Origin of the sequence: Burkholderia sp. Se-20373, assembly GCF_017104705.1 — a bacterium.
GTDB lineage: Bacteria > Pseudomonadota > Gammaproteobacteria > Burkholderiales > Burkholderiaceae > Burkholderia.
Map to the genome: position 1 here is coordinate 1 of NZ_JAAGPH010000094.1, position 22881 is coordinate 22881.

Here is a 22881-nt window from a genome sequence, read left to right on the forward strand (position 1 = left end):
GCTCGCGCCCTGCAGCGGCATGTCGGCCCGCTCGCCCGCCGCGATCGCGCGCGCATAGCGCTGCAGGCGCCGCAGCCCGACCACCAGCCACCACGTGCAGGCCACGCCGATCAGGATCGCACCGCCCGGTGTCGGCGTCCGCTGACGCGCTCGCGCGGATCGCCGTCGCGCTGCAACTGTCGAAGGCCGAGCGCGCGTACCTGTTCGAGCTGGCCGCGCAGCGCGACCCGGCCGAGCCCGACGTCGCGGCCGGCGACCTGCCGCCGACGCTCGCCGCGACCGTCACGGCCATCGCGACGCCCGCGTACGTGCTCGACCGGCAATGGAACGCCCTCGCATGGAACGCGCCGGCCGCTGCGCTCTTTTCCGGCTGGCTCGACGGCGAGCACGACCGCAACCTGCTGCGCTTCACGTTCATGTCGCCGGCCGCGCGCACGCTGATCGTCGACTGGGAAACCCGCGCGCGGCGGCTCGCGGCCGAATTCCGCGCCGATTCGATCCGTCACCTGACCGATGCGCCGACGCGCGCACTGATCGACGCGTTGACCGCCGGCAGCGACGCGTTCGCGCAGTACTGGGCATCGCAGGACGTGTTCGAACGCGAAGGCGGCCTGCGCGAATTCGACCACCCGGCCGACGGCCGCCTCGTGTACCAGCAGATCACGCTGAAGCCCGCGCACCGCGAGGACCTGAAGCTGGTCGTGCTGGTGCGCGACTGAACGGGCCGGCCCGCGCCGGCCGCGGTCGGCAGGCCGCCGCAAACGGCCGCGCACCGCGGCGGGCAGGCCCGCGAATGTTAGAATCGCGGGATTCCTCGGCGGCGCACGCCGCTCAATCTCCCTTCGAAGAATCGCCATGACGTCCCAACTGCACAAAAAGGGCGAGGCCTGGTCGGCCCGCTTCTCGGAACCGATGTCCGAGCTGGTCAAGCGCTACACGTCGTCGGTATTTTTCGACAAGCGCCTCGCGCTCGTCGACATCGCCGGCTCGCTCGCGCACGCGAACATGCTCGCCGCGCAGAAGATCATCAGCGCCGACGACCTGGCCGCGATCGAACGCGGGATGACGCAGATCAAGGGCGAAATCGAGCGCGGCGAATTCGAATGGCAGCTCGATCTGGAAGACGTTCACCTGAACATCGAGGCGCGCCTGACCGCGCTGATCGGCGACGCCGGCAAGCGCCTGCACACGGGCCGCTCGCGTAACGACCAGGTCGCGACCGACATCCGCCTGTGGCTGCGCGGCGAGATCGACCGCATCGGCGGCCTGCTGAACGACCTGCGCGGCGCGCTGCTCGACCTCGCGGAACAGAACGCCGACACGATCATGCCGGGCTTCACGCACCTGCAGGTCGCGCAGCCCGTCACGTTCGGCCACCACCTGCTCGCGTACGTCGAAATGTTCTCGCGTGACGCGGAGCGCATGCGCGACTGCCGCACCCGCGTGAACCGCCTGCCGCTCGGCGCGGCCGCGCTCGCCGGTACGAGCTACCCGATCGATCGTCACGCGGTGGCGAAGACGCTCGGCTTCGACGGCATCTGCGCGAACTCGCTCGACGCGGTGTCGGATCGCGACTTCGCGATCGAATTCACGGCGGCTTCCGCGCTCGTGATGACGCACGTGTCGCGCTTCTCCGAAGAACTCGTGCTGTGGATGAGCCCGCGCGTCGGCTTCATCGACATCGCCGACCGCTTCTGCACCGGCAGCTCGATCATGCCGCAGAAGAAGAACCCGGACGTGCCCGAGCTCGCGCGCGGCAAGACGGGCCGCGTGAACGGCCACTTGATGGCGCTGCTGACGCTGATGAAGGGCCAGCCGCTCGCGTACAACAAGGACAACCAGGAAGACAAGGAACCGCTGTTCGACACGGTCGACACCGTCGCCGACACGCTGCGGATCTTCGCCGAGATGGTGGCCGGCATCACCGTGAAGCCGGACGCGATGCGTGCGGCCGCGCTGCAGGGCTTCTCGACCGCCACCGACCTCGCCGACTACCTGGTCAAGCGCGGCCTGCCGTTCCGCGACGCGCACGAAGCCGTCGCGCACGCCGTGAAGATCTGCGACGACCGCGGCATCGACCTGGCCGACCTGACGCTCGACGAGATGAAGCAGGAACTGCCGAACGTCGCGCACCTGATCGGCGAAGACGTGTTCGGCTACCTGACGCTCGAGGGCTCGGTCGCGAGCCGCAACCACCCGGGCGGCACCGCGCCCGACCAGGTGCGTGCGGCGGTCAAGGCGGCGCGCGCCGCGCTCGGCCAGTAAGCCTGCTGTTCCGGACGGACGCCCTCGGCGTCCGTTTTTCATTCGTGCGGCCGTCGCGCCGCCCATCGCCTTCCCTGCTTCCCGAATGCCGCCGATGACCTTTTCCGCCGCGCTCTTCGACATGGACGGCCTGCTCGTCGATTCCGAGCGGACCATCATGAATACGTGGATCGACGTGTCGAACGCACACGGCGTCACGCTGACCGCCACCGATTACCTGCAGATCGTCGGCCGCTCGTTCGCCGAAGGCCAGGTCATCCTGGCGCGACTGATCGGCAACCCCGATACGTTCGACGCGGTGCGCATCCGCGTGCGCAAGCAGCTCGCGGCACCCGAACCGCATCCGAAGTTTCCGCTGAAGCCCGGCGCGTTCGCGCTGCTCGATGCGCTCGCGCAAGCCGGCATTCCGTGCGCGGTCGCGTCGTCGTCCGCGTGCGAGGTCATCCGCGCGCGGCTCGACGCGGTCGGCGTGCTGCCGTTCTTCCGCGCGATCGCGGGCGGCGACGAAGTCGCGCGCGGCAAGCCCGACCCGGCCGTCTACCGGCTCGCGGCCGAACGCCTCGGCGTGCCGGCCCACGCCTGCGTCGCGTTCGAGGACAGCGACTTCGGCGCGCAATCGGCTGCCGGCGCGGGTGCATCGGTCATCACCGTGCCCGACCTGAAGGCGCCGACGCCCGAAATCGTCGCGCTGAGCCTGCACGTGCTCGCGTCGCTCGACGATGCGGTCGCGCTCGTGCCGACGTGGTTCGGCGGGCTCGTTACGCAACGGCCCGCTTGAATCGCGGCCGCCAAATGAAAAACGGGCACCTTCGGGTGCCCGTTTTGCTTTTTGCTGTCTCGCCGAATCACCGGCATCGCCATTGCGCTTACTTGTTGCCGGCCGTCTCCGACAGCCGCTTCATCGTCGCGATGCGCGCGCCGATCAGGTCGACGCGGCCGTCCTCGCCGACGAGCGGTGCCGTCGCATCGCGGAACCCGACCCACGCGCGCTGCGCGCGGACGAGCGTCGCGGCCGAATGCGCGGGCATCTTGCGGCGCAGCTTCTGGTAATAGCGGTTCAGGTCGAACAGCGCGTGCTCGCACGCGGCGTCCTGTTCGCACGGCCGCACGCGGCGCACGGCCGGATCGCGCGGCGCGTTCGCCGGTTTGACGTTCGGTTTGGCCCCGCCCGGGGCATCACCCCGCTGCCCTGCGCGCCGCTCGTGGCCGAGACCGGCACGGCGGCGGGCGGCGGCGCATAGCGATCGGCCGCAGCGCGCAGCGCCAGCGCGCGATCGCGCACCGGCTGCAGCTGCAGGTCGGCACTCGACATCGCGTACGACGTCCCGCGCGTGGTGTCGTACACGGCCTTCAGCAGATGCACTTCGTCCTTGCGCCACGTGAGCCAATGGCGCTGGCTGTCCTGCCAGCCGCGCTTCGCATCCGCCGGCGCATCCTTCAACAGGCGCTGGTACGCGCCGTCCATCACGGCCTGCCACTGCTGCTGCGCCTCGCCCATGCACTGGATCTGGCCGGCCGGCGACGACCGGTCGCGCCGCGCGAGGCATTGCCGCATCGCGACGTCGATCGGGTCGGCCGCCGCGACTTCCGCATGCGCGACCCCGACTCCCGCCAGCCCTGCCGAGCCTGCCGCCCAGACGACGAGCGCGGCCAGCGCCGCACGCATCGCCTGGATTCGTCCGTGCGTCGCCATCAGTCGCGCACGCAGTCGACGAAGTACTCGACGCGGCCGTTCACCTCTTCCGCGACGAGGCCGTGGATGTCGGTGTGGAAGCCCGGGAAGCGTTCGTTGAAGTCGCGCGCGAACCGCAGGTAGTTCACGATCGTCTTGTTGAAGCGCTCGCCCGGGATCAGCAGCGGAATGCCCGGCGGGTACGGCGTGAGCAGGATGCTCGTCACGCGGCCTTCGAGCTCGTCGAGCGGCACGCGGTCGATCTTGCGGTGCGCGAGCTTCGCGAACGCGTCCGACGGCTTCATCGCCGGTTCCATGTCCGACAGGTACATCTCGGTCGTCAGGCGGGCGATGTCGTTCGCGCGGTACACGTCGTGGATCTGCGTGCACAGGTCGCGCAGGCCGACACGCTCGTAGCGCGGATGCTGCGCGACGAATTCCGGCAGCACGCGCCACAGCGGCTGGTTGTTGTCGTAATCGTCCTTGAACTGCTGCAGCTCGGTCACCATCGAGTTCCAGCGGCCCTTCGTGATGCCGATCGTGAACATGATGAAGAACGAGTACAGGCCGGTCTTCTCGACGATGATCCCGTGCTCGGCCAGGTACTTCGTGACGATCGCGGCCGGAATGCCGGTTTCGCCGAACTCGCCGTCGACGTCGAGCCCCGGCGTGATGATCGTCGCCTTGATCGGGTCGAGCATGTTGAAGCCTTCCGCCAGCGGGCCGAAGCCGTGCCAGTGGTCGTTCGGCTTCAGCATCCAGTCCTCGCGCGAACCGATGCCTTCTTCCGACAGGTTGTCCGGGCCCCACACGCTGAAGAACCAGTCGTCGCCGTATTCGGCGTCGACCTTGCGCATCGCGCGGCGGAAGTCGATCGCCTCGGCGATCGATTCCTCGACGAGCGCGGTGCCGCCCGGCGGCTCCATCATCGCGGCCGCGACGTCGCACGACGCGATGATCGCGTACTGCGGGCTCGTCGACGTGTGCATCAGGTACGCCTCGTTGAAGCGGTGCTTGTCGAACGTGCGGTTCTCCGAATCCTGCACGACGATCTGCGAGGCCTGCGAGATGCCCGCGAGCAGCTTGTGCGTCGAGTGCGTCGCGAACACGAGCGCGCCGGTGCGCGGACGGCCGTCGCCGATCGCGTGCATGTCGCGGTAGAAATCGTGGAAGGTTGCATGCGGCAGCCACGCTTCGTCGAAGTGCAGCGTGTCGAGCAGGTCGCCGAGCAGGTCCTTGATCATCTCGACGTTGTAGACGACGCCGTCGTACGTGCTCTGCGTGATCGTGAGGATGCGCGGCTTCATGTCCGGGTTCTCGCGCATCGCTTCACGCGCGAACGGGTTCGCCTCGATCTTCTTGCGGATGTTCTCCGGCTTGAATTCGTCGCGCGGGATCGGCCCGATGATGCCGAAATGGTTGCGCGTCGGCGTGAGGAACACGGGAATCGCGCCCGTCATCGTGATCGCGTGCAGGATCGACTTGTGGCAGTTGCGGTCGACCAGCACGATGTCGCCCGGAGCGACCGTCGCGTGCCAGACGATCTTGTTCGACGTCGACGTGCCGTTGGTCACGAAGAACAGGTGGTCCGCGCTGAAAATGCGCGCCGCGTTGCGCTCGGACGCCGCGACGGGCCCCGTGTGGTCAAGCAGCTGGCCGAGTTCGTCCACTGCGTTGCAGACGTCCGCGCGCAGCATGTTCTCGCCGAAAAACTGGTGGAACATCTGGCCGAGCGGGTTCTTCAGGAACGCGACGCCGCCCGAGTGGCCCGGGCAGTGCCACGAGTACGAGCCTTCGTCCGCGTACTTGACGAGTTCCTTGAAGAACGGCGGCGCGAGCGAGTCGAGATAGACCTTCGCCTCGCGGATGATGTGGCGCGCGACGAACTCCGGCGTGTCCTCGAACATGTGGATGAAGCCGTGCAGCTCGCGCAGGATGTCGTTCGGCAGGTGGCGCGACGTGCGCGTCTCGCCGTACAGGAAGATCGGGATGTCCGCGTTGCGGCGGCGCACTTCGGTGACGAACGCGCGCAGCTCGATGATCGCGGTCGCGAGTTCGGGCAGCTCGCCGTCCTGGCCGGTCTCGCCGAGCATGAGTTCGTCGTCGTCGATCGACAGGATGAAGCACGACGCGCGGCTCGACTGCTGCGCGAACGACGTCAGATCGCCGTAGCTCGTGAGGCCGAGGACTTCGACGCCCTCCTTCTCGATCGCTTCGGCCAACGCCCGGATGCCGGAGCCCGAGATGTTCTCGGAGCGGAAATCTTCGTCGATGATGACGACGGGGAAACGAAACTTCATGGGCGATTCTCCAAAAAGAACGACCGCGGCGCGTCACGCGCAGCGGTCACCCGGAAACTGGTGAGACGTTATGCAACCAGATCAGGTTTTCGGCAGCGTGACACCACGCTGCCCCTGATACTTGCCGCCGCGATCCGCGTACGACACGTCGCACACTTCGTCGCTCTCGAAGAAGAGCACCTGGGCGACGCCTTCGTTCGCGTAGATCTTCGCGGGCAGCGGCGTGGTGTTCGAGAATTCCAGCGTGACGTAGCCTTCCCACTCGGGTTCGAACGGCGTCACGTTGACGATGATCCCGCAGCGCGCATAGGTCGACTTGCCGAGGCAGACGGTGAGCACGGTGCGCGGGATGCGGAAATATTCGACGGTGCGGGCCAGCGCGAACGAGTTCGGCGGGATGATGCACACGTCGCCCTTGAAATCGACAAACGAACCCTCGTCGAAGTTCTTCGGATCGACGATCGTCGAGTTGATGTTCGTGAAGATCTTGAATTCGTCCGCGCAGCGGATGTCGTAGCCGTAGCTCGACGTGCCGTAGCTGACGATCCGGCGGCCGTCCTCGGACGCGCGGACCTGATCGGGCACGAACGGCTCGATCATCTTGTGCTCTTCGGCCATGCGCCGAATCCATTTGTCGGACTTGATGCTCATGCCAGCCTCCGCCGGGCCGTCCCAAGGAGGCTGGCCGTCCCCTCGGGGGACAGCGAACGAAGTGAGCGTTGGGGTCGTTTCATATCAGGGCGCCTGGAAACGCTGCGTGACAGTCAGGGAGGGCCGCGCGCGCGAGGCAGCGGCCGGGAAAGGCGCACATTTTACGCGATCATCGGCCCGGGCACGCGACGGCCATCAACGGATCACGCCACAGGCGAGCGCGGGCCCCGCGCCATGCTGCGGAAACGCGGGATCGCTCGGTTCGCGGTGCACCAGCGCCGCGCGGTTCATCGCCGAGCGCACGCCGTCGAGGGCCAGATCGGGCGCGACGATGAAGCCGGCCGCGACGCCGTTCGCGTCCGCGTGGATGTTGCCGAGATCGCCGGCGACGCGGGCACCCGCGCGCAGCCGGTCGGCTGCCGGCGCGAACACCTGGCCGGCGCTCGAGCCGTCGCCCGCGTTGCAGTCGCCGCGTTCGTGTACCTGTAAGGCGTGATCGCTGTTCGGCGGCAGTCCGGCCAGGTTGTAGGTCACCTGCACGCCGTCCGGACGCTCGACGAACGTCACCGCGCCGCGCGCCTGCGAGCCGACCGTCGGCTGCAGCTGTGCGTCGGCCCGTTTTTCGTGCGACGAGGAAAAGGAGGTGCAGCCGGCCAGCAGGCCCAGCGCGGCGGCGGCCAGCAGCGCGCACCGCACGCGGCCGGCGTACACGCCGTGATGTCGTTGTTTCATTCGATCCTCATGCCGGCTGGCGGCCGTTTGACACGACGGCCGCGCCGGGCGGGTAAAGGGACCCGGGAAAAGTCGCCATGATACCGCGCCTCGCGGCGCCGTAAACAGCGTGAGGCCCCGCCCCGCAAGGGTTTTACGTATTTTGAACAACGATCGACGGGAACTTCGACGTCATGTCGCGCGATCGCTCGGCAATCGCCAGCGCAACCCCGCGCGCGATTTCGCGATAGCGGCGCGCCAGCGCGCCGTCGGCATCGGCCACGACCGTCGGTGTGCCGCTGTCGGCGCGCTCGCGGATCGCGATGTCGAGCGGCAGGCTGCCGAGCACGTTCACGCCGTACTCCTTCGCCATCCGCTCGGCCCCGCCGGCGCCGAAGATGTGCTCCTCGTGGCCGCAGTTCGAGCAGGTGTGGATGCTCATGTTCTCGACGATGCCGAGGATCGGAATCCCGACCTTCTCGAACATCTTCAGGCCCTTCTTCGCGTCGAGCAGCGCGATGTCCTGCGGCGTCGTGACGATCACCGCGCCCGTGACGGGCACGCGCTGCGCGAGCGTCAGCTGGATGTCGCCCGTGCCGGGGGGCATGTCGACGATCAGGTAGTCGAGCTCGCGCCAGTTGGTCTGGCGCAGCAGCTGCTCGAGCGCGGAAGTCGCCATCGGGCCGCGCCACACCATCGGGTTGTCTTCCTCGATCAGGAAGCCGATCGAGTTCGCCTGCAGCCCGTGGCCGACGAGCGGGTTCATCGACTGGTTGTCGGGCGACTCGGGACGCTGGCCATGGATGCCGAGCATCGTCGGCAGCGACGGACCGTAGATGTCGGCGTCGAGGATACCGACCGACGCGCCTTCCGCGGCGAGCGCGAGCGCCAGGTTGACGGCCGTCGTGCTCTTGCCGACACCGCCCTTGCCCGATGCAACCGCGACGATGTTCTTCACGTTCGGCAGCAATTTCACGCCGCGCTGCACCGTGTGCGCGACGATCTCCTGCGAGACCGCGACGCGCGCGTCGCGCACGCCGGCCACGGCCTGAAGCGCCGCGGCGATGCGGGCGCGCACGTCGTCGTGCTGGCTGCGCGCGGGATAACCGAGCACCACGTCGAGCACCACGACGTCGCCGTCGATCGCGACGTTGCGCACGCCCTTGTTCGCCGCATACGGACGGCCGGTATTGGGGTCGACGACAGCCGCCAAAGCGGCGTCGACTTGTGCCCGGTCAATGCTCATCGAAACTCCGTGAAAACGTTTTTCTCGCGCGCAAACGTCAAAAAATATCAAATTTCGGCGCGAAAATCGGGAAAAGTGAAAGAATCTGTTGCACGCCATTGCGCGAACGCGCGACCCGGCGCACTCTTCGCGTGCGGCATGCTATGGGGCCAAATCGGCCACTTACCGCCTATATTGTAGAGGCTGACGCGTCGCACTGTCCGAACAGCCACGCTGACGGACAGGGCATGCAGCCACCTCGGCGGCTGCCGCGAGCACGGGCCTGCCCTCCTTTTTCGGGCGGCCCGCGCAGGGAGCCATAACTGTTGTTGTCGTCGTTGTCGACTCGTTCAACCAAGAGAGGAATCCAAGATGAACATGAAAATCGCGACCCGCTTGTCCGTCTTCGCATTGGCCGGCGCATTGCTGGCAGGCTGCGCCACGCAGCAAGGCAACAACGCGGCCGTCGGTACCGGCACGGGCGCAGCACTGGGCGCAGGCATCGGCGCGCTGGCAGGCGGCGGCAAGGGCGCGGCGATCGGCGCGGGTGTCGGTGCACTGGTCGGCGGCGTGACGGGTTACAACTGGCAGGCGATCAAGAACAAGCTCGCACCGTCGGCAGCGCAGACGGGTACGCAAGTGACCGAGCAGCCGGACGGCTCGCTGAAGCTGAACGTGCCGAGCTCGGTGACGTTCGCGACGAACCAGTACGCGATCACGCCGGCCTTCACGCCGCTGCTGAACGACCTGGCGACGACGCTGAACCAGAACCCGCAAGTGACGGCATCGATCGTCGGCTACACGGACAGCACGGGCTCGGCCCAGCTGAACCAGACGCTGTCGCAGAACCGCGCGCAAAGCGTCGTGAACGCACTGGCGCAGCGCGGCGTGAACGGCGGCCGCCTGTCGGCGCAGGGCATGGGCGCATCGAACCCGATCGCGGACAACGCGACCGAAGCCGGCCGCGCACAGAACCGCCGCGTCGAAATCTACCTGCGCGCAGCGCAGGCGCAGTAAGCGCGCGACGAGGAGAAAGCGCGGGCCCGCCGCCCGCGCAGCCCCGCCGGACAACGCTTCCGGCGGAGCCGGTAACAAATCGAAAAAATTTTCGAACTTCTGTCGCAGGCCGTGGTCAGTATTTACGGTACGCGGCTGGTGTTGCCGGCGCGTCACCATTCTCCTCTTGTCGTTGTTGCTCCGGGGCCGTATCCGCCCCGGTTTTTTTTGCCCGCAGAATTCGTGCTGCACCGCAGCACGCCACCGCCGGGCACACTGCTTGCGCGGCCCCGGCCGTTTCGGCGCCCGGTCAAGGACGCCTGCCCGCATCGCTGGCGCGCGCCCCTGCTAGAATCGCAGTTTCCCGTCGTTTTCCGCTGTTCCTCTACAGACCCTATGTCCGCATCCGACCTCACTTCCGTGCAGGCTGCGGCGCCGCAAGGTGGCCGCCAGATCCTCGTTACGTCCGCACTGCCCTATGCCAACGGGCAGATCCACATCGGCCACCTGGTCGAGTACATCCAGACCGACATCTGGGTGCGGACGCTGCGAATGCATGGCCATGAGGTCTACTACATCGGCGCCGACGACACGCACGGCACGCCGATCATGCTGCGCGCGGAGAAGGAAGGCCTGACCCCGAAGCAGCTGATCGACCGCGTGTGGACCGAACACAAGCGCGACTTCGACAGCTTCGGCGTGTCGTTCGACAACTTCTACTCGACCGATTCGGACGAGAACCGCGTGCTGAGCGAGAAGATCTACGTCGCGCTGCAGGACGCCGGCTTCATCGCCGAGCGCGAGATCGAGCAGGCCTACGATCCCGTCAAGGAAATGTTCCTGCCGGACCGCTTCATCAAGGGCGAGTGCCCGAAGTGCCACGCGAAGGACCAGTACGGCGACAACTGCGAAGTGTGCGGCTCGACCTACCTGCCGACCGAACTGCTGAACCCGTATTCGGTCGTGTCGGGCGCGACGCCGGTGCGCAAGACCTCGAAGCACTACTTCTTCCGCCTGTCCGATCCGCGCTGCGAAACGTTCCTGCGCGAATGGGTGAGCGGCCTCGCACAGCCCGAAGCGACCAACAAGATGCGCGAATGGCTCGGCGACGCCGGCGAAGCCAAGCTCGCCGACTGGGACATCTCGCGCGACGCGCCGTATTTCGGCTTCGAGATCCCGGGCGCGCCCGGCAAGTATTTCTACGTGTGGCTCGACGCGCCGGTCGGCTACTACGCGAGCTTCAAGAACCTGTGCGAGCGCAACGGCATCGACTTCGATGCGTGGGTCCGCCCGGGCTCGACCACCGAGCAGTACCACTTCATCGGCAAGGACATCCTGTACTTCCACACGCTGTTCTGGCCCGCGATGCTCGAGTTCTCGGGCCACCGCACGCCGACCAACGTGTTCGCGCACGGGTTCCTGACGGTCGACGGCGCGAAGATGTCGAAGTCGCGCGGCACGTTCATCACCGCGCAGAGCTACATCGACACGGGCCTGAACCCCGAATGGCTGCGTTACTACTTCGCCGCGAAGCTGAACGCGACGATGGAAGACATCGACCTGAACCTCGACGACTTCCAGGCGCGCGTGAACAGCGACCTCGTCGGCAAGTACGTGAACATCGCGAGCCGCGCGGCAGGCTTCCTGATCAAGCGCTTCGACGGCCGCGTGCAGGACAGCGCGATGAACCATCCGCTCGTCGCGAAGTTGCGCGAGGCGATCCCGCAGATCGCCGCGCACTACGAAGCACGCGAGTACGGCCGCGCGCTGCGCCACACGATGGAGCTCGCGGACGAAGTGAACGCGTACGTCGACGGCGCGAAGCCGTGGGATCTCGCGAAGGATCCGGCCAACGCGGTCGCGCTGCACGAAACCTGCAGCGTCAGCCTCGAGTCGTTCCGCCTGCTGTCGCTCGCGCTGAAGCCGGTGATGCCGCGCGTGGCCGAAGCCGTCGAGTCGTTCTTCGGGATCGCGCCGCTCGCATGGGCCGACGCCGCGAAGCCGCTGTCGTCGGAGCAGCCGATCAAGGCGTACCAGCACCTGATGACGCGCGTCGATCCGAAGCAGATCGAAGCGCTGCTCGCCGCGAACCGCGATTCGCTGCAGGCCGAAGCCACCGGCGCGGCCGTCGCGAGCGCGAACGCCGCGAAGGATGCGAAGGATGCGAAGAACAACGCGAAGGCGAACGCGAAGCAGGCGGTCGTGAACGGCGCGGACGACGCACCGATCTCGATCGACGATTTCGCGAAGATCGACCTGCGCATCGCGAAGATCGTCGCGTGCCAGGCCGTCGAAGGCTCGGACAAGCTGCTGCAGCTCACGCTCGACGTCGGCGAGGAAAAGACCCGCAACGTGTTCTCGGGCATCAAGTCCGCGTACCAGCCCGAGCAGCTCGTCGGCAAGCTGACCGTGATGGTCGCGAACCTCGCGCCGCGCAAGATGAAGTTCGGCCTGTCCGAAGGGATGGTGCTCGCCGCGTCGGCCACCGACGAGAAGGCCGAGCCGGGCCTCTACATCCTCGAGCCGCACAGCGGCGCGAAGCCCGGCATGCGCGTGAAGTAAGCCGAACGCGCTGCCGCTTGCGCAAAAACGAAGCCCCGCACGACGTGCGGGGCTTTTTTCATGGCTGCTCGGCGCGCCGCCCGCGCCCGCCGTCGCTGCTGAACCAGCGATCAAAACGCCGCGTGTAGTTCAGGTCGACGCCCTGGAACGTGCCGCCGTACGCGGATACCGACCAGAAACGCGTCAGGTTGATCGTCGCCTTGAACGCGTTGGCCGCCGATTGCAGCCCCTGCTCGAAGCCGAGCACGAAGCGCTCGTTGATCGCCTTCGACACCAGCACGACCTGCGGATCGGTCAGGCCGACTTCACTACGGCCGACCGAGACCTCGTCGAGACCGAAGGTCTGCGCGACGCGCTTGCCGGTCACGCTGCCGAGCAGCCCGAGCGCCGCGGTCATCGCCCCCTGCTGGCCGACGTTGTTGCCCTGGTCGGTGCCGTGGCCGAACAGCAGCCACGACAGCTTTTCGTTGTCCGTGACGTTCGGCTCCGACACGAGCTTGACCGTCAGCGACTGGATCGTGCCCGTGACCTGCACGCCGGCCTCGACCTCCTGGTTGCGCCGCATCGCGAGGATGTTGACGCCCGGGTTCGACACGGGGCCGTTGAACGTGAAGAAGCCATTCTCGATCGCGAGCTTGCGGCCGAACGACGTGTACGTCGATCCTTCGGTCACGCGCACGTTGCCGACCGCGCGCAGCGGCACGCCCGGCGCGCTCATCACGGTGATCGTGCCGCGCAGCCCGAGATCCGCGCCGTGGCCCTTGAAGCGGAAGTTGTTGCCGAGGCCGATGTCGACATTCGCGCGCGGCGCGAGCGACGGCGCCGGCTTGTCCTCGGCCGGCTTCGGCTTCGCAACCGCGGTGCCGGTCGGCGTTTCGCCGCGGACCGTGCCGCCCGGCTCCACGATCACGACATCGTCCGACAGGTGCGGCGCCGATTCTTCGGGCAGGTCGAACAATGCGCGGTCGACGACGAACTTGCCGTCGATCGACAGCGCGCCGCGCGGCCCGTCGTTCGCGACCGTCGCCTTGCCCGACAGCGACAGCTTGCGGTCCGGCGCCGCGAACAGCTCGAGCTTGTCCGCGACGATGCTCGCGGTCAGGTCGGGCGCCTCGCCGTCGAGGCGCACGCGGCCGAGCATGCGCAGCGTACCGTCGCCGCCGTGGAACTCGACCTGCTGGAATTCGACGAGGTTTTCGGACAGCTTGACGCGCACGATGCCGTCCTTCAGCTGCACGCCCTGGTCGATGAGCGTCGCGGACAGGTCGTCGCCGGTCAGCATCCCCGACAGGTTCGGCTTCGCCGGCGTGCCCGCGACGGTCAGCTTCAGCGCCGCGCGGCCGCCGAGCAGGTAGCTCGGCCCGAACAGGTTGCCGGTCGTCTTAAGCGCCGGGATGTCGGCGTCGATGCGGCCCGACAGCGGGCCGTCGTTGACCACGCCGAACATGCCGTCGTGCAGCGCGAACGGCACGATGACATTCGCATCGAGCGTGCCGATCCGGTTCGCCTTCGCGAGCGCCGTCACGTTGAGCCGGTTGCCGGGCGTGAAGCTCGCGCGCGCGGACAGGTCGGTCAGCCCCAGCGAGGCGATGCCGCGTCCGCTCTCGATCGTCACGTCGCCGCCGCGGCGCTTCACCTGCACGTAGCCCGTCGCGTTCGCGCCGAGCGAGAAATCCCAGTCGGCATCGAGCACGACGTCGGTGCGCACCGGCGGCCGCTGGCCCGTGAGCGCCTGGCGGACCTCGAGGAAACGCGCGACCGACACACCGGTCACCGAGCCCGCCGAGCGCATCTGGCCGTGATCGAACACGAACGACTTCAGGTCGATCGCCGCGCCTTCGAGCGTGAGCCGCGTCGCGCCGAGCGTCACGCGGCCGGCACCGGCCGACACGGTCAGCGGCGACTGCAGCGCGATGGCCGGCGTGCCGCGGTTCGCCAGACGCGTGACGGTGCCGTCCCAGCGCATCCCGTCGCGGTTCTCGACCACGCCGCCATTCGCCGCGAGCGTCACGTCGATCACGCGACCATCGGCAACCCCGAGCGCCGACGCGTCGAGCGTGTGCTTCGCGCGCGTGCCGTCGAGGTTCGCGCGCAGCGATTTCAGCTTCAACGAGCCGAGCGCGAGGTCGGATGCGTCGGCCGTGAACACGAGCGCGCCGTGCGCGCCGTCGCGGATGTCCGCGCGGCCCTGCGCGGCACCGATCCGGTTCGAGCCGACGACGACGTGCTCGGCCTTGTAGGTGGCCGTCACGTTCGGGTGCGCGAAGCTGCCGGTCAGGTCGCCCTGCGCCTGCACGAGCCCTTGCACGCCGAAGCCGAGCCGGTCGAGCTGCGGCGCATCGACGACGAAGCGCAGCCGGTCGCCGGGCGCGCCGAAGCTGCCGCGCAGGTCGACGTGGTTGCCCGCGATCGACAGGTTTGCGTTGCTCGGCAGAATGCGCGAGCCGGCCAGCTGCACGACGCCGGCACCGGTCAGCGGCACGCCGTCGTACAGGCTGTCGCCGAGCTTGAAGGTCGCCTTCGTCGACACCTGCGGCGCGAACGCGCCCGACGCCGTCAGCGTGCCCGACACGCGGGTCTCGCCGCGCGGGGCCGGCGCCTTCGCGACCTTGGCGGGCGCCTTGCCGCCACCCGCCTTCGGCGCGCTCATCGCGGCGAGCAGCAGCGGATCGAATGCGGTCAGCGTCGCCTTCGCGTCATAGCTCGAATGCGCATCGTGGCGGAACACACCGGCCAAGTCGATCCGGCCTTTGCCCGCCGTCACGCGCGCGTCGGTCAGCACGGTCTGCTGCGGCGTCAACGCGACCTTCGCGCGTGCGCCGAGCGCAAGCTTCGGATCGTTCAGGTTGAAATCGACGGTCGTGACATCGCCCGCGAGCGTCACGCCGAGCGGGCCGGCGAGGCGCATCGGTCGCAGCTCGGCGACGAACGCGTTCAGGTCGAGATTCGCGACCTTCAGGTCGAAACGGCCCTTGCCGCCCGTCAGCGTGCCGTTGCCCGTCACGCTGCCGTCGCGGATCAGCTTCAGTGCGAGATCGTCGATCCGCTGCGCGTGCGCGTCGAGATGCACGTTCGCGTGCGCGTCGATCACCGGCAGCAGGTGGTCGCCGAGCGTGCCGGGCTTCGCGTTGACGATCGACACCGGGCCCGTCACCGCGAAACCCTTCGCGGGTTCGGCCCCGGCCGGCGCCGTCACCGGCGCGAGTTCCGCGCGCACCGCGAGATCGGCGGCCGGCGCGCCGGGGGCGAGCGCCTGCGGGTTCACGTGATCGAACGCGAGCGATGCGCGCGTGAGCGGCACCGCGCCGAACGGCGCGGCCTCGACGTGCGCGCGCCCGTTCAGCTTCATCCCGCTTGCGTCGACTTCGGCGACGAGCGCTTCGAGCGAGCCCGACACGCGCGCACGCGCGTCGACCGGCTCGTCGGACAGCTTGCCCGCATAGGTGGCGTCGCCCGTCAGCGCGAACGGCTTCACGCCGTCGAGCTTCGCGCGTGCGGTCAGCGCGCCGTACGGCGTATCGACGCCGTCGAGCACGAGTTCATGGTGACGGCCGTCGCTGCGGCCGTTCAGCGCGATATGGTCGAGCTGCGTCGTCGAGCCGCCGTCGTGGATCGCGAGGTGATCGACGCGCAGGTCGTCGATCCGCAACTGCAGCGGCAGGCTCAGGTCCTGCGGCGTCGTACTCGGCGTCGACGGCCCCGGCGCGATCCGCACGTCGATCGTGCCGGCGCGAAGGTACGCGATGGACAGCCGCCACGGCGCGCGGGTCAGGGCCCAGCGGCCGTCGAGGCGGTCGATGCGGATTTCGGTGCCGGTGCCGTCGGGGCTCGTCCATGCGAAGCCGCGCAACCGCACGCCGGTCGCGAGCGCGCCGCCGTCGAGCGTGCCCGCGAGCCGCGCGCCGAGCACGTGACCGGCCAATTGCCACGCAAGCCGCGTGCCGCGTTCGGTCGTCACCGCGCCCATCACGAGCCCCACCGCCAGCACGACGAGCAGCACGACCGTGACAAGCGTCCACGCGACGAACCGCCCGATCCGCGCGACAGGCCCGCGGCGCGGCGCGCGCGGCGGCGCGTCGGGCGCGCCGTCGGGCGAGTCCGGATCGTGATGCGGCGGCGTGTCGTTCGGGTCCTTCGTCATGCGGTTCGTTGTCGGTGAAGCGGTACGGTCAGAAAGCGATGCCGAGCGTCAGGTACGGGCGCACGCTATGGTTGCGCAACCCGTATGCGACGTCGACGTTGATCGGGCCGACGGGGCTGCGCCAGCGCGCGCCGATGCCGACACCCGGGTAGAACACGCGCTCGCCCCACGCATCGGTGGCGGTGCCGATGTCGAAGAACGTCGCGGCGCCCCAGTCGCGGTTGAACCAGTGCTGGTATTCAGCGGTGCCCGTCATCAGGTACTTGGTCGGCAGCACGGAACCGTCGACGCTGTTACCGATGCTCTGGTAGCCGTAGCCGCGCACCGAGTTCGAGCCGCCCGCGCGGAACAGCAGCGACGCCGGCACGCCGGTCGAGCTGCCGCTCGTGAACACGCCGCCGAGCTCCGCGCGGAACACGAACAGGTCGCGCTTGCCGATCGGCAGGTACTGCTGGCCGCGCGCGTAGCCGCGGATGAAGGACTGGTCGGTCAGTACGCCCTTGACCGCAAAGCCGGCCTCCGCGTGGATCAGGTTGCCCGAACGCGGAAACAGCGGATCGTCGACGTTGCGGCGCGTCCACGCCCATTGCGGCACGAGCGCGCGGCTCGTGGTCGGCCCCGCGCCGTTCTGGTCGAGCCGGTCCTGGTAGTACATCAGCGAATACGAATAGTCGATGAACTGGCCGGTGCGCGTGCGCTGCACGCCGACCCGCGCGCTGTAGATGCGCGTGTCCGACACGTTGGTGTTCGTGTACGACGCGAGCACGCTGTTGGTCCAGCCCTTCTCGCCCGGCGGCATCGACAGCTGGACCTGACCGTATTGCTGGATCTGGTCGAGCCGGCCCGACACGGTCAGCGGCCACGCGGCGCCGAACGTGTCGAGATACGTATAGGAACCCTGCACGTGCGGCCCGGTATCGGTGGCAAAGCCGACGCCGCCGCGGATGTTGTTGTACGGGAACTCGCTGACCTTCACGTGCACGGGCGTGCGCTCGGGCTTCGCGGTATCGTCGCCGACGTCGATCGCGACGCTCGCGTAGTACGGCGTGTTCTGCAACTGCCGCTGCAGTTCGGTGATCCGCTGCACGTCGTAGATCTCGCCTTCCGACAGCGGATTGACGTTCGTGACGATCTTTTCCGGATAGCGCCGCACGCCGTCGACGTCGACCTTGCCGATCGTGAACGTCGGGCCGCTGTCGAACGTGACCGCGAGCATCGCGCGCTGCGTGCGCGGGTCGATGCGCGCTTCGGACGACGCGATCTTCCCGCCGAGATAGCGGCGCGACTGCAGTTGCCTGAGCGCCGCGCCCTTCGCGCCGTCCCAGTCGGACTGCGTGAACGGATCGCCCGGCTTCAGCGAGAACGCGAAACGGGTCGCGGCTTCCTGCTTCGGATCCTCGGTGTCGATGGGCCCCTTGAACGTCAGCTCGACGCTCGACACGATCGTCTGCTTCCCCGGATCGACCGCGATGCGCACGTCGCGCTTGCCGTCGCGCGTGCGCACGTCGGTGCGCACGACCGGCGAGAAATAGCCGGCCGTCGCGGTCAGGTCGCGCACCTGCTGCGGCGTGGCGGTCACGAGGAAGTCGAACTGGTCGTCGCTGATGTCGTCGCGCTTCGCGAAGCGCGCGATGTCGAGATGCGACTTGAGCAGCTTGCGAACCGAGCGCGGCGCATCGATGTCGACGTCGTACTTCGCGTGGGCCGGCAGCGCGAAGCACGCGGCAAGGCAACCGGCAAGGGCCACCCGCGCGGCGCGGGCCGCGGCGCCGGCGCGATTGCGTTCCACGCGCAAGACCGCGTCATGTGCCGTGTGTGCTTGCTGGTTCGACTGCCCCGCCAAATATGACCTCGCCCTCGGTTATCACGGTTTTGTGGAAAACCCTGTATTTGACCACAGGGTGCCGGCACCAAAGCTTAATGTTTGTAAACCGCCTGGCCCGCAGCGCCCTGCCTGATGGTGCGTTTCCGGGCGCCGGCCACCTGCCGGCCCGCGGATTCGACGCGCGATTGACGCCGGCCGTTCCCGCGATGCGGTAAAATCCCGCCATCGTGAATCCGGCGCATCGTGCGCCGCCCGAAACGGAAAATCCAGCCATGCCGTACCAGTCCGATGTCACGCAGTTCCTGAACCAGCTCAAGCAGCAGAAGCCGACGCTCGAGGACGAGCAGCGCAAGGGCCGTTCCCTGCTGTGGGACAAGCAGCCGATCGACCTCGAAGAGCGCGCCGAGCAGCAGGAATCGCGCGTGAAGCAAACGTCGTACGTCTACTACCAGAACTTCTGACGACGTGAGCGCCGCCGACGAGGCCAGCGCCGCTAGGCAGGACGACGCGATCGCCGCGCCCGCGGGCGCCGATTCGACGCCCGACACGGTCGACGGTGTCGCGGCATTCGCTCGCCTGTACGGCGAGCCGCTCTTCAAGCTGCCGCAGGATCTCTACATCCCGCCTGATGCGCTCGAGGTCTTCCTCGAGACCTTCGAAGGCCCGCTCGACCTGCTGCTCTACCTGATCCGCAAGCAGAACTTCAACGTGCTCGACATCCCGATGGCGCAGGTCACCGCGCAATACCTCGGCTACGTCGACCAGATCCGCACGTCGAACCTCGAGCTGGCGGCCGAGTACCTGCTGATGGCCGCGATGCTGATCGAGATCAAGTCGCGGATGCTGTTGCCGGTCAAGAAGGCCGACACCGGCGAGGAAGCCGAGGATCCGCGCGCCGAACTCGTGCGCCGCCTGCTCGAATACGAGCAGATGAAGCTCGCCGCGCAGCGGCTCGACCAGCTGCCGCAGCTCGGCCGCGACTTCCTGCGCGCCGAGGTCTACATCGAGCAGAGCGTCACGCCGCGCTTCCCCGACGTGAATTCGGACGACCTGCGCGCCGCATGGGCCGACGTGCTCAAGCGCGCGAAGCTCGTCCAGCACCACAAGATCTCGCGCGAGGAGCTGTCGGTGCGCGAGCACATGAGCCTGATCCTGCGCCGGCTGCAGAACGCGCGCTTCATGGAGTTCGCCGAGCTGTTCGACACGTCGCGCGGCGTGCCGGTCGTCGTCGTGAATTTCATCGCGATGCTCGAACTCGCGCGCGAGTCGCTCCTCGAGATCACGCAGGCCGAGCCGTTCGCGCCGATCTACGTGCGTCTCGCATACCTGCCCGCGTAACCCCCGCGCCCGCCCTTCCCGTTCTCCCGATTCATCCCGGCACGCTCGCCGCTACGCCGCAGTCCGGCGCGGCCGCGCGCGGGGTTGCCGGCACGCCCGATTAAAAAGTGAACGATCGTTCTTTTTTCGATGCGTTTGGCGGCCAAATCCTCTACAATCCGCCGACGCCCGATGCGCCGCCCGCGCGCCGGCGTTCTCCGCTTCGACCCCGACGCCGCTGCTGCGGCGCCAACGCGCGCCAGCGCGAGGAACCCGCTACCCGATCATGAAAGTCATCAGCTCGATCCATGAACTGCGCGACCAGCTGCGCGGACAGAACCGCACGGCGTTCGTGCCGACGATGGGCAACCTGCACGAAGGGCACCTGTCGCTGATGCGCCTCGCGCGCCAGCACGGCGACCCGGTCGTGGCGAGCATCTTCGTCAACCGGCTGCAATTCGGCCCGAACGAGGATTTCGACAAGTATCCGCGCACGCTGCAGGACGATATCGAGAAGCTGCAGAAGGAAAACGTCTACGTGCTGTTCGCGCCGACCGAGCGCGACATGTACCCGGAACCGCAGGAATACCGCGTGCTGCCGCCGGACGATCTCGGCGGAATCCTCGAAGGGGAATTCCGGCCCGGCTTCTTCACCGGCGTGTGCACGGTCGTGGCGAAGCTGATGGCCTGCGTGCAGCCGCGCGTCGCCGTGTTCGGCAAGAAGGACTACCAGCAGCTGATGATCGTGCGCCGCATGTGCCAGCAGCTCGCGCTGCCGGTCGACATCATCGCCGCCGAAACCGTGCGCGACGAGGACGGCCTCGCGCTGTCGTCGCGCAATCGCTACCTGTCGGCCGACGAGCGCAGCGAAGCGCCCGAACTCGCGAAGACGCTGCAGCGCATCCGCGAAAGCGTGCTCGGCGGCGAGCGCGACCTCGGCAAGCTCGAGGACCTGGCCCGCACGCATCTGGCCGGCCGCGGCTGGGCGCCCGACTACATCTCGATCCGCCGCCGCGCGAACCTGATCGCGCCGGACGCGGCCCAGCTCGAAGCCGGCGAACCGCTCGTCGTCGTCGCCGCCGCGAAGCTCGGCGCGACGCGCCTCATCGACAACCTGGAAATCTGACGGGCCGCCCCGCCCGCGCCTCTCACGCATCACGGAGACACCATGCAGCGCCACATGCTCAAATCGAAGATCCACCGTGCGGCCGTCACGCACTGCGAGCTGCACTACGAAGGCTCGTGCGCGATCGACGAAGACCTGCTCGACGCATCGGGCATCATCGAGAACGAACGGATCGACATCTGGAACATCAACAACGGCGAGCGCTTCTCGACTTACGCGATCAAGGGTGAGCGCGGCAGCGGGATGATCTCGCTGAACGGCTCGGCCGCGCGTCGCGCGCAACTCGGCGACCTCGTGATCATCGCGGCCTTCGCGATGGTCGACGAAGCCGAGCTGCAGGCCGGCTGGAAGCCGAAGCTCGTGTTCATGGACGACGGCAACAAGATCAAGGGCCACCGCAATCACGTGCCGACGCAGAACTGGACCTGACCTGGCCACCTGCCCGCGTGCCGTGGCGCGCGGGCGGCGCGGCGGTGCCGCTTGTGGTCGAAGGGCCGGATGCCGTACTCGACGGCATCCGGCCCTTTCTCATTTCATCGCGCGCCGCCCGGCAGCGGCCACGCGATCAGGACGCCTTGGCGGCCCTCTCCGGCTTCTCTGCCTTCGGCGCCCGGCGTTCGGCCCATTCGACGATCGGCCGCCACTGTTCGAGATCCTTCTCGACGCGGCTCTTCGCGACGTCCCACAGCGTCAGCCCGTGCGCGGCGATCTGCACGTAGTTCTGCGTGTCGCGCACGTAGCCGAGCACCGGCAGGCCGAGCCCTTCGACGAAGCGATGAAGCTGATCGGACGAGCGCGTGCGCGCATCGACCCGCATCCCGACGATCCCGACCTCGACGCTGCCCTTGCGCACGGCCTTCTCGCCGGCGAGGCGCTCCAGAAACTGCTGCGTGGCCAGGATATCGAACATCGACGGCTGCAGCGGCACGATCACCTTGTCGGCCAGTTGCAGTGCGACGTTGAGCCGGTTGCCGTGCAGGCCGGCCGGCGTATCGATCACCGCGTACTCGAGGCCGCGCGGCGGCTTCGTCGGCGCGTCCGGGTCGAGATCCCACGCCTCGATCGGCGGCAATCCGGCCGGCCGCAGGTCGAGCCACGCATGCGCGGACTGCTGCCGGTCGAGGTCGGCGAGCGCGACCCACGCGCCCTGCGCCGCGAAATAGCCGGCAAGATTGGTGGACAGCGTGCTCTTCCCCACGCCGCCCTTCGGATTCGCCACCACGATCACCGTCATGAATTCCCCCGAAAAAGCCGCGCGGCGCCCGCCGCCTGGCAGGCGCCGCTCGATTGCGGATACAGGGAGCGATGATATCGGCAAACGGGGCGTCACCGGAACGGGTTGCGCCGCGCCGTGTGGGTTACTTCCCCGTTACGCACGCTGAACCGCGGCCTCCCGGGCGCCGAGCGCGAACGCGCCGCCGCCCAGCAGCGCCTGCACGGCGAGCGTGACGGCCCAGAACGCCGGATATTCCCAGCCGCCGTGCGGTGACGCGAAGCTCCAGCCGTTCGGCAGATGCGTAGCGGTTGCGCCGAGCATGAACGGCAGCAGCACGAGTGCGGCGACGCGCACACGGAAGCCCGCAAGCAGCGCGAGGCCGCCGGCCAGTTCGACGAACGTCGTCAGGTACGCGAGCCAGCCCGGCAGGCCGATCGACGCAAAGAACTGCGCGGTGCCGGGCAGCGTGAAGACGAACACCTTCTGCGCGACGTGCGCGAGGTACAGCACGCCGAGCGCGACGCGCAGCAGGGTCGCGGCGAAATCGTTGAGGCGATTGGGGTTCATGGCGAATTCCTTCGGGAGTGGTGTGAATGGATCGCACTCTATTCGAATCAATTCGACCGATAAACGCGCCAATTCGCTTTAACTGATTCCCATATGGAGTTAATCAGGACGTAAAAAGGGGCATGATCGATCATGCCCCGCCACCTGCTTCAGTAACCGCTCTTGCCTTGCGTGGCGTCGCCGGAACCGGACTGGCTGCCGCCCGGTGCGGACGAATCGCACGCGTGCGCAACCGCCGACGCGCCCAGCAGCGCCGCGAGCAGCACGCTCCACCACCATCGAGCCTTCATCGTCGCACTCCTCCAGG

General features: G+C 68.0%; 17 protein-coding genes and 2 pseudogenes. 9 read left to right on the forward strand and 10 right to left on the reverse strand.

Annotation, left to right across the window (positions count from 1 at the left end; all coding sequences use genetic code 11):
* Positions 1 to 122: 122 nt before the first annotated feature.
* The 3 genes and pseudogenes from G3N96_RS25915 to G3N96_RS25925 form a co-directional block, all read left to right on the forward strand.
* Positions 123 to 719: pseudogene (locus tag G3N96_RS25915) on the forward strand (transcriptional regulator); the annotation flags it as partial.
* A 136-nt stretch (positions 720 to 855) separates the two neighbouring features.
* Complete coding sequence (argH, locus tag G3N96_RS25920; protein WP_089431567.1) at positions 856 to 2265, forward strand: argininosuccinate lyase; 1410 nt, start codon at positions 856 to 858, stop codon at positions 2263 to 2265.
* Positions 2266 to 2359: 94 nt separating this feature from the next.
* Positions 2360 to 3043, forward strand: coding sequence for an HAD family phosphatase (locus tag G3N96_RS25925; protein ID WP_206138950.1), 684 nt, complete (start codon positions 2360 to 2362; stop codon positions 3041 to 3043).
* Between the two features lie 88 nt (positions 3044 to 3131).
* On the opposite strand, the pseudogene G3N96_RS25930 reads toward G3N96_RS25925, so the two are convergent.
* The 5 genes and pseudogenes from G3N96_RS25930 to apbC all read right to left on the reverse strand — a co-directional run bounded on the left by G3N96_RS25930 (position 3132) and on the right by apbC (position 8845).
* Positions 3132 to 3958: pseudogene (locus G3N96_RS25930) on the reverse strand (lysozyme inhibitor LprI family protein).
* Positions 3958 to 6237 carry an arginine/lysine/ornithine decarboxylase gene (locus G3N96_RS25935; protein WP_089440792.1) on the reverse strand — a complete coding sequence of 760 codons (2280 nt, stop codon included), beginning with the start codon at positions 6235 to 6237 and terminating at the stop codon, positions 3958 to 3960. Before G3N96_RS25935 ends, G3N96_RS25930 begins: the two are co-directional and overlap by 1 nt.
* Positions 6238 to 6318: 81 nt before the next feature.
* The gene (gene dcd, locus G3N96_RS25940; protein ID WP_006398615.1) at positions 6319 to 6888 is read right to left on the reverse strand and encodes a dCTP deaminase; all 570 of its coding nucleotides are present in this window, start codon (positions 6886 to 6888) and stop codon (positions 6319 to 6321) included.
* A 195-nt stretch (positions 6889 to 7083) separates the two neighbouring features.
* Positions 7084 to 7620, reverse strand: coding sequence for a superoxide dismutase [Cu-Zn] (gene sodC, locus G3N96_RS25945; RefSeq protein ID WP_089495425.1), 537 nt, complete (start codon positions 7618 to 7620; stop codon positions 7084 to 7086).
* A 133-nt stretch (positions 7621 to 7753) separates the two neighbouring features.
* Positions 7754 to 8845, reverse strand: coding sequence for an iron-sulfur cluster carrier protein ApbC (gene apbC / locus G3N96_RS25950; RefSeq protein ID WP_206138951.1), 1092 nt, complete (start codon positions 8843 to 8845; stop codon positions 7754 to 7756).
* Between the two features lie 351 nt (positions 8846 to 9196).
* On the opposite strand from apbC, the gene G3N96_RS25955 reads away from it, so the two are divergent.
* Positions 9197 to 9841 (forward strand): OmpA family protein, encoded by a 645-nt coding sequence (locus G3N96_RS25955; protein ID WP_043189806.1) that lies wholly within the window; start codon positions 9197 to 9199, stop codon positions 9839 to 9841.
* 375 nt (positions 9842 to 10216) lie between these two features.
* On the forward strand, positions 10217 to 12382 hold the full coding sequence (metG, locus tag G3N96_RS25960) for a methionine--tRNA ligase (protein WP_206138952.1): 2166 nt from the start codon (positions 10217 to 10219) through the stop codon (positions 12380 to 12382).
* A 58-nt stretch (positions 12383 to 12440) separates the two neighbouring features.
* Here the strand turns inward: metG and G3N96_RS25965 are convergent, their stop codons facing one another.
* Together G3N96_RS25965 and G3N96_RS25970 are read right to left on the reverse strand one after the other, a co-directional pair.
* Positions 12441 to 16523, reverse strand: a complete 4083-nt coding sequence (locus tag G3N96_RS25965) for a translocation/assembly module TamB domain-containing protein (protein ID WP_206138953.1) — start codon at positions 16521 to 16523, stop codon at positions 12441 to 12443.
* A 28-nt stretch (positions 16524 to 16551) separates the two neighbouring features.
* Positions 16552 to 18366: an autotransporter assembly complex family protein gene (locus tag G3N96_RS25970; protein WP_206138954.1), complete on the reverse strand. Its 1815-nt coding sequence runs from the start codon at positions 18364 to 18366 to the stop codon at positions 16552 to 16554.
* Positions 18367 to 18620: 254 nt separating this feature from the next.
* On the opposite strand from G3N96_RS25970, the gene G3N96_RS25975 reads away from it, so the two are divergent.
* The 4 genes from G3N96_RS25975 to panD all read left to right on the forward strand — a co-directional run bounded on the left by G3N96_RS25975 (position 18621) and on the right by panD (position 21220).
* A complete protein-coding gene (locus G3N96_RS25975; protein WP_011352889.1) occupies positions 18621 to 18809 on the forward strand; it encodes a DUF3460 family protein in 189 nt (62 codons plus the stop codon).
* A 4-nt stretch (positions 18810 to 18813) separates the two neighbouring features.
* A complete protein-coding gene (locus G3N96_RS25980) occupies positions 18814 to 19686 on the forward strand; it encodes a ScpA family protein (RefSeq protein ID WP_021164248.1) in 873 nt (290 codons plus the stop codon).
* Between the two features lie 265 nt (positions 19687 to 19951).
* Positions 19952 to 20791, forward strand: a complete 840-nt coding sequence (gene panC, locus G3N96_RS25985) for a pantoate--beta-alanine ligase (protein ID WP_089456753.1) — start codon at positions 19952 to 19954, stop codon at positions 20789 to 20791.
* A 42-nt stretch (positions 20792 to 20833) separates the two neighbouring features.
* The gene (gene panD, locus G3N96_RS25990; protein WP_206138955.1) at positions 20834 to 21220 is read left to right on the forward strand and encodes an aspartate 1-decarboxylase; all 387 of its coding nucleotides are present in this window, start codon (positions 20834 to 20836) and stop codon (positions 21218 to 21220) included.
* Positions 21221 to 21356: 136 nt separating this feature from the next.
* Here panD and G3N96_RS25995 read toward each other — a convergent pair whose 3' ends face one another.
* The 3 genes from G3N96_RS25995 to G3N96_RS26005 form a co-directional block, all read right to left on the reverse strand.
* On the reverse strand, positions 21357 to 22025 hold the full coding sequence (locus G3N96_RS25995) for a ParA family protein (RefSeq protein ID WP_124583014.1): 669 nt from the start codon (positions 22023 to 22025) through the stop codon (positions 21357 to 21359).
* Between the two features lie 135 nt (positions 22026 to 22160).
* Positions 22161 to 22574: a DoxX family protein gene (locus G3N96_RS26000; RefSeq protein WP_039368031.1), complete on the reverse strand. Its 414-nt coding sequence runs from the start codon at positions 22572 to 22574 to the stop codon at positions 22161 to 22163.
* Between the two features lie 149 nt (positions 22575 to 22723).
* Positions 22724 to 22864: a hypothetical protein gene (locus G3N96_RS26005; RefSeq protein WP_174975942.1), complete on the reverse strand. Its 141-nt coding sequence runs from the start codon at positions 22862 to 22864 to the stop codon at positions 22724 to 22726.
* Between the last annotated feature and the right edge of the window lie 17 nt (positions 22865 to 22881).

Bases quoted from the DNA above. Each gene is read 5' to 3' on its own strand.
- argH (WP_089431567.1), top strand. From the start codon at position 856: ATGACGTCCCAACTGCACAAAAAGGGCGAGGCCTGGTCGGCCCGCTTC.
- metG (WP_206138952.1), top strand. From the start codon at position 10,217: ATGTCCGCATCCGACCTCACTTCCGTGCAGGCTGCGGCGCCGCAAGGT.
- G3N96_RS25955 (WP_043189806.1), top strand. From the start codon at position 9,197: ATGAACATGAAAATCGCGACCCGCTTGTCCGTCTTCGCATTGGCCGGC.
- G3N96_RS25925 (WP_206138950.1), top strand. From the start codon at position 2,360: ATGACCTTTTCCGCCGCGCTCTTCGACATGGACGGCCTGCTCGTCGAT.
- panD (WP_206138955.1), top strand. From the start codon at position 20,834: ATGCAGCGCCACATGCTCAAATCGAAGATCCACCGTGCGGCCGTCACG.
- dcd (WP_006398615.1), bottom strand. From the start codon at position 6,888: ATGAGCATCAAGTCCGACAAATGGATTCGGCGCATGGCCGAAGAGCAC.
- G3N96_RS25975 (WP_011352889.1), top strand. From the start codon at position 18,621: ATGCCGTACCAGTCCGATGTCACGCAGTTCCTGAACCAGCTCAAGCAG.
- panC (WP_089456753.1), top strand. From the start codon at position 19,952: ATGAAAGTCATCAGCTCGATCCATGAACTGCGCGACCAGCTGCGCGGA.
- G3N96_RS25995 (WP_124583014.1), bottom strand. From the start codon at position 22,025: ATGACGGTGATCGTGGTGGCGAATCCGAAGGGCGGCGTGGGGAAGAGC.
- G3N96_RS26000 (WP_039368031.1), bottom strand. From the start codon at position 22,574: ATGAACCCCAATCGCCTCAACGATTTCGCCGCGACCCTGCTGCGCGTC.
- apbC (WP_206138951.1), bottom strand. From the start codon at position 8,845: ATGAGCATTGACCGGGCACAAGTCGACGCCGCTTTGGCGGCTGTCGTC.
- sodC (WP_089495425.1), bottom strand. From the start codon at position 7,620: ATGAAACAACGACATCACGGCGTGTACGCCGGCCGCGTGCGGTGCGCG.
- G3N96_RS25935 (WP_089440792.1), bottom strand. From the start codon at position 6,237: ATGAAGTTTCGTTTCCCCGTCGTCATCATCGACGAAGATTTCCGCTCC.
- G3N96_RS26005 (WP_174975942.1), bottom strand. From the start codon at position 22,864: ATGAAGGCTCGATGGTGGTGGAGCGTGCTGCTCGCGGCGCTGCTGGGC.
- G3N96_RS25965 (WP_206138953.1), bottom strand. From the start codon at position 16,523: ATGACGAAGGACCCGAACGACACGCCGCCGCATCACGATCCGGACTCG.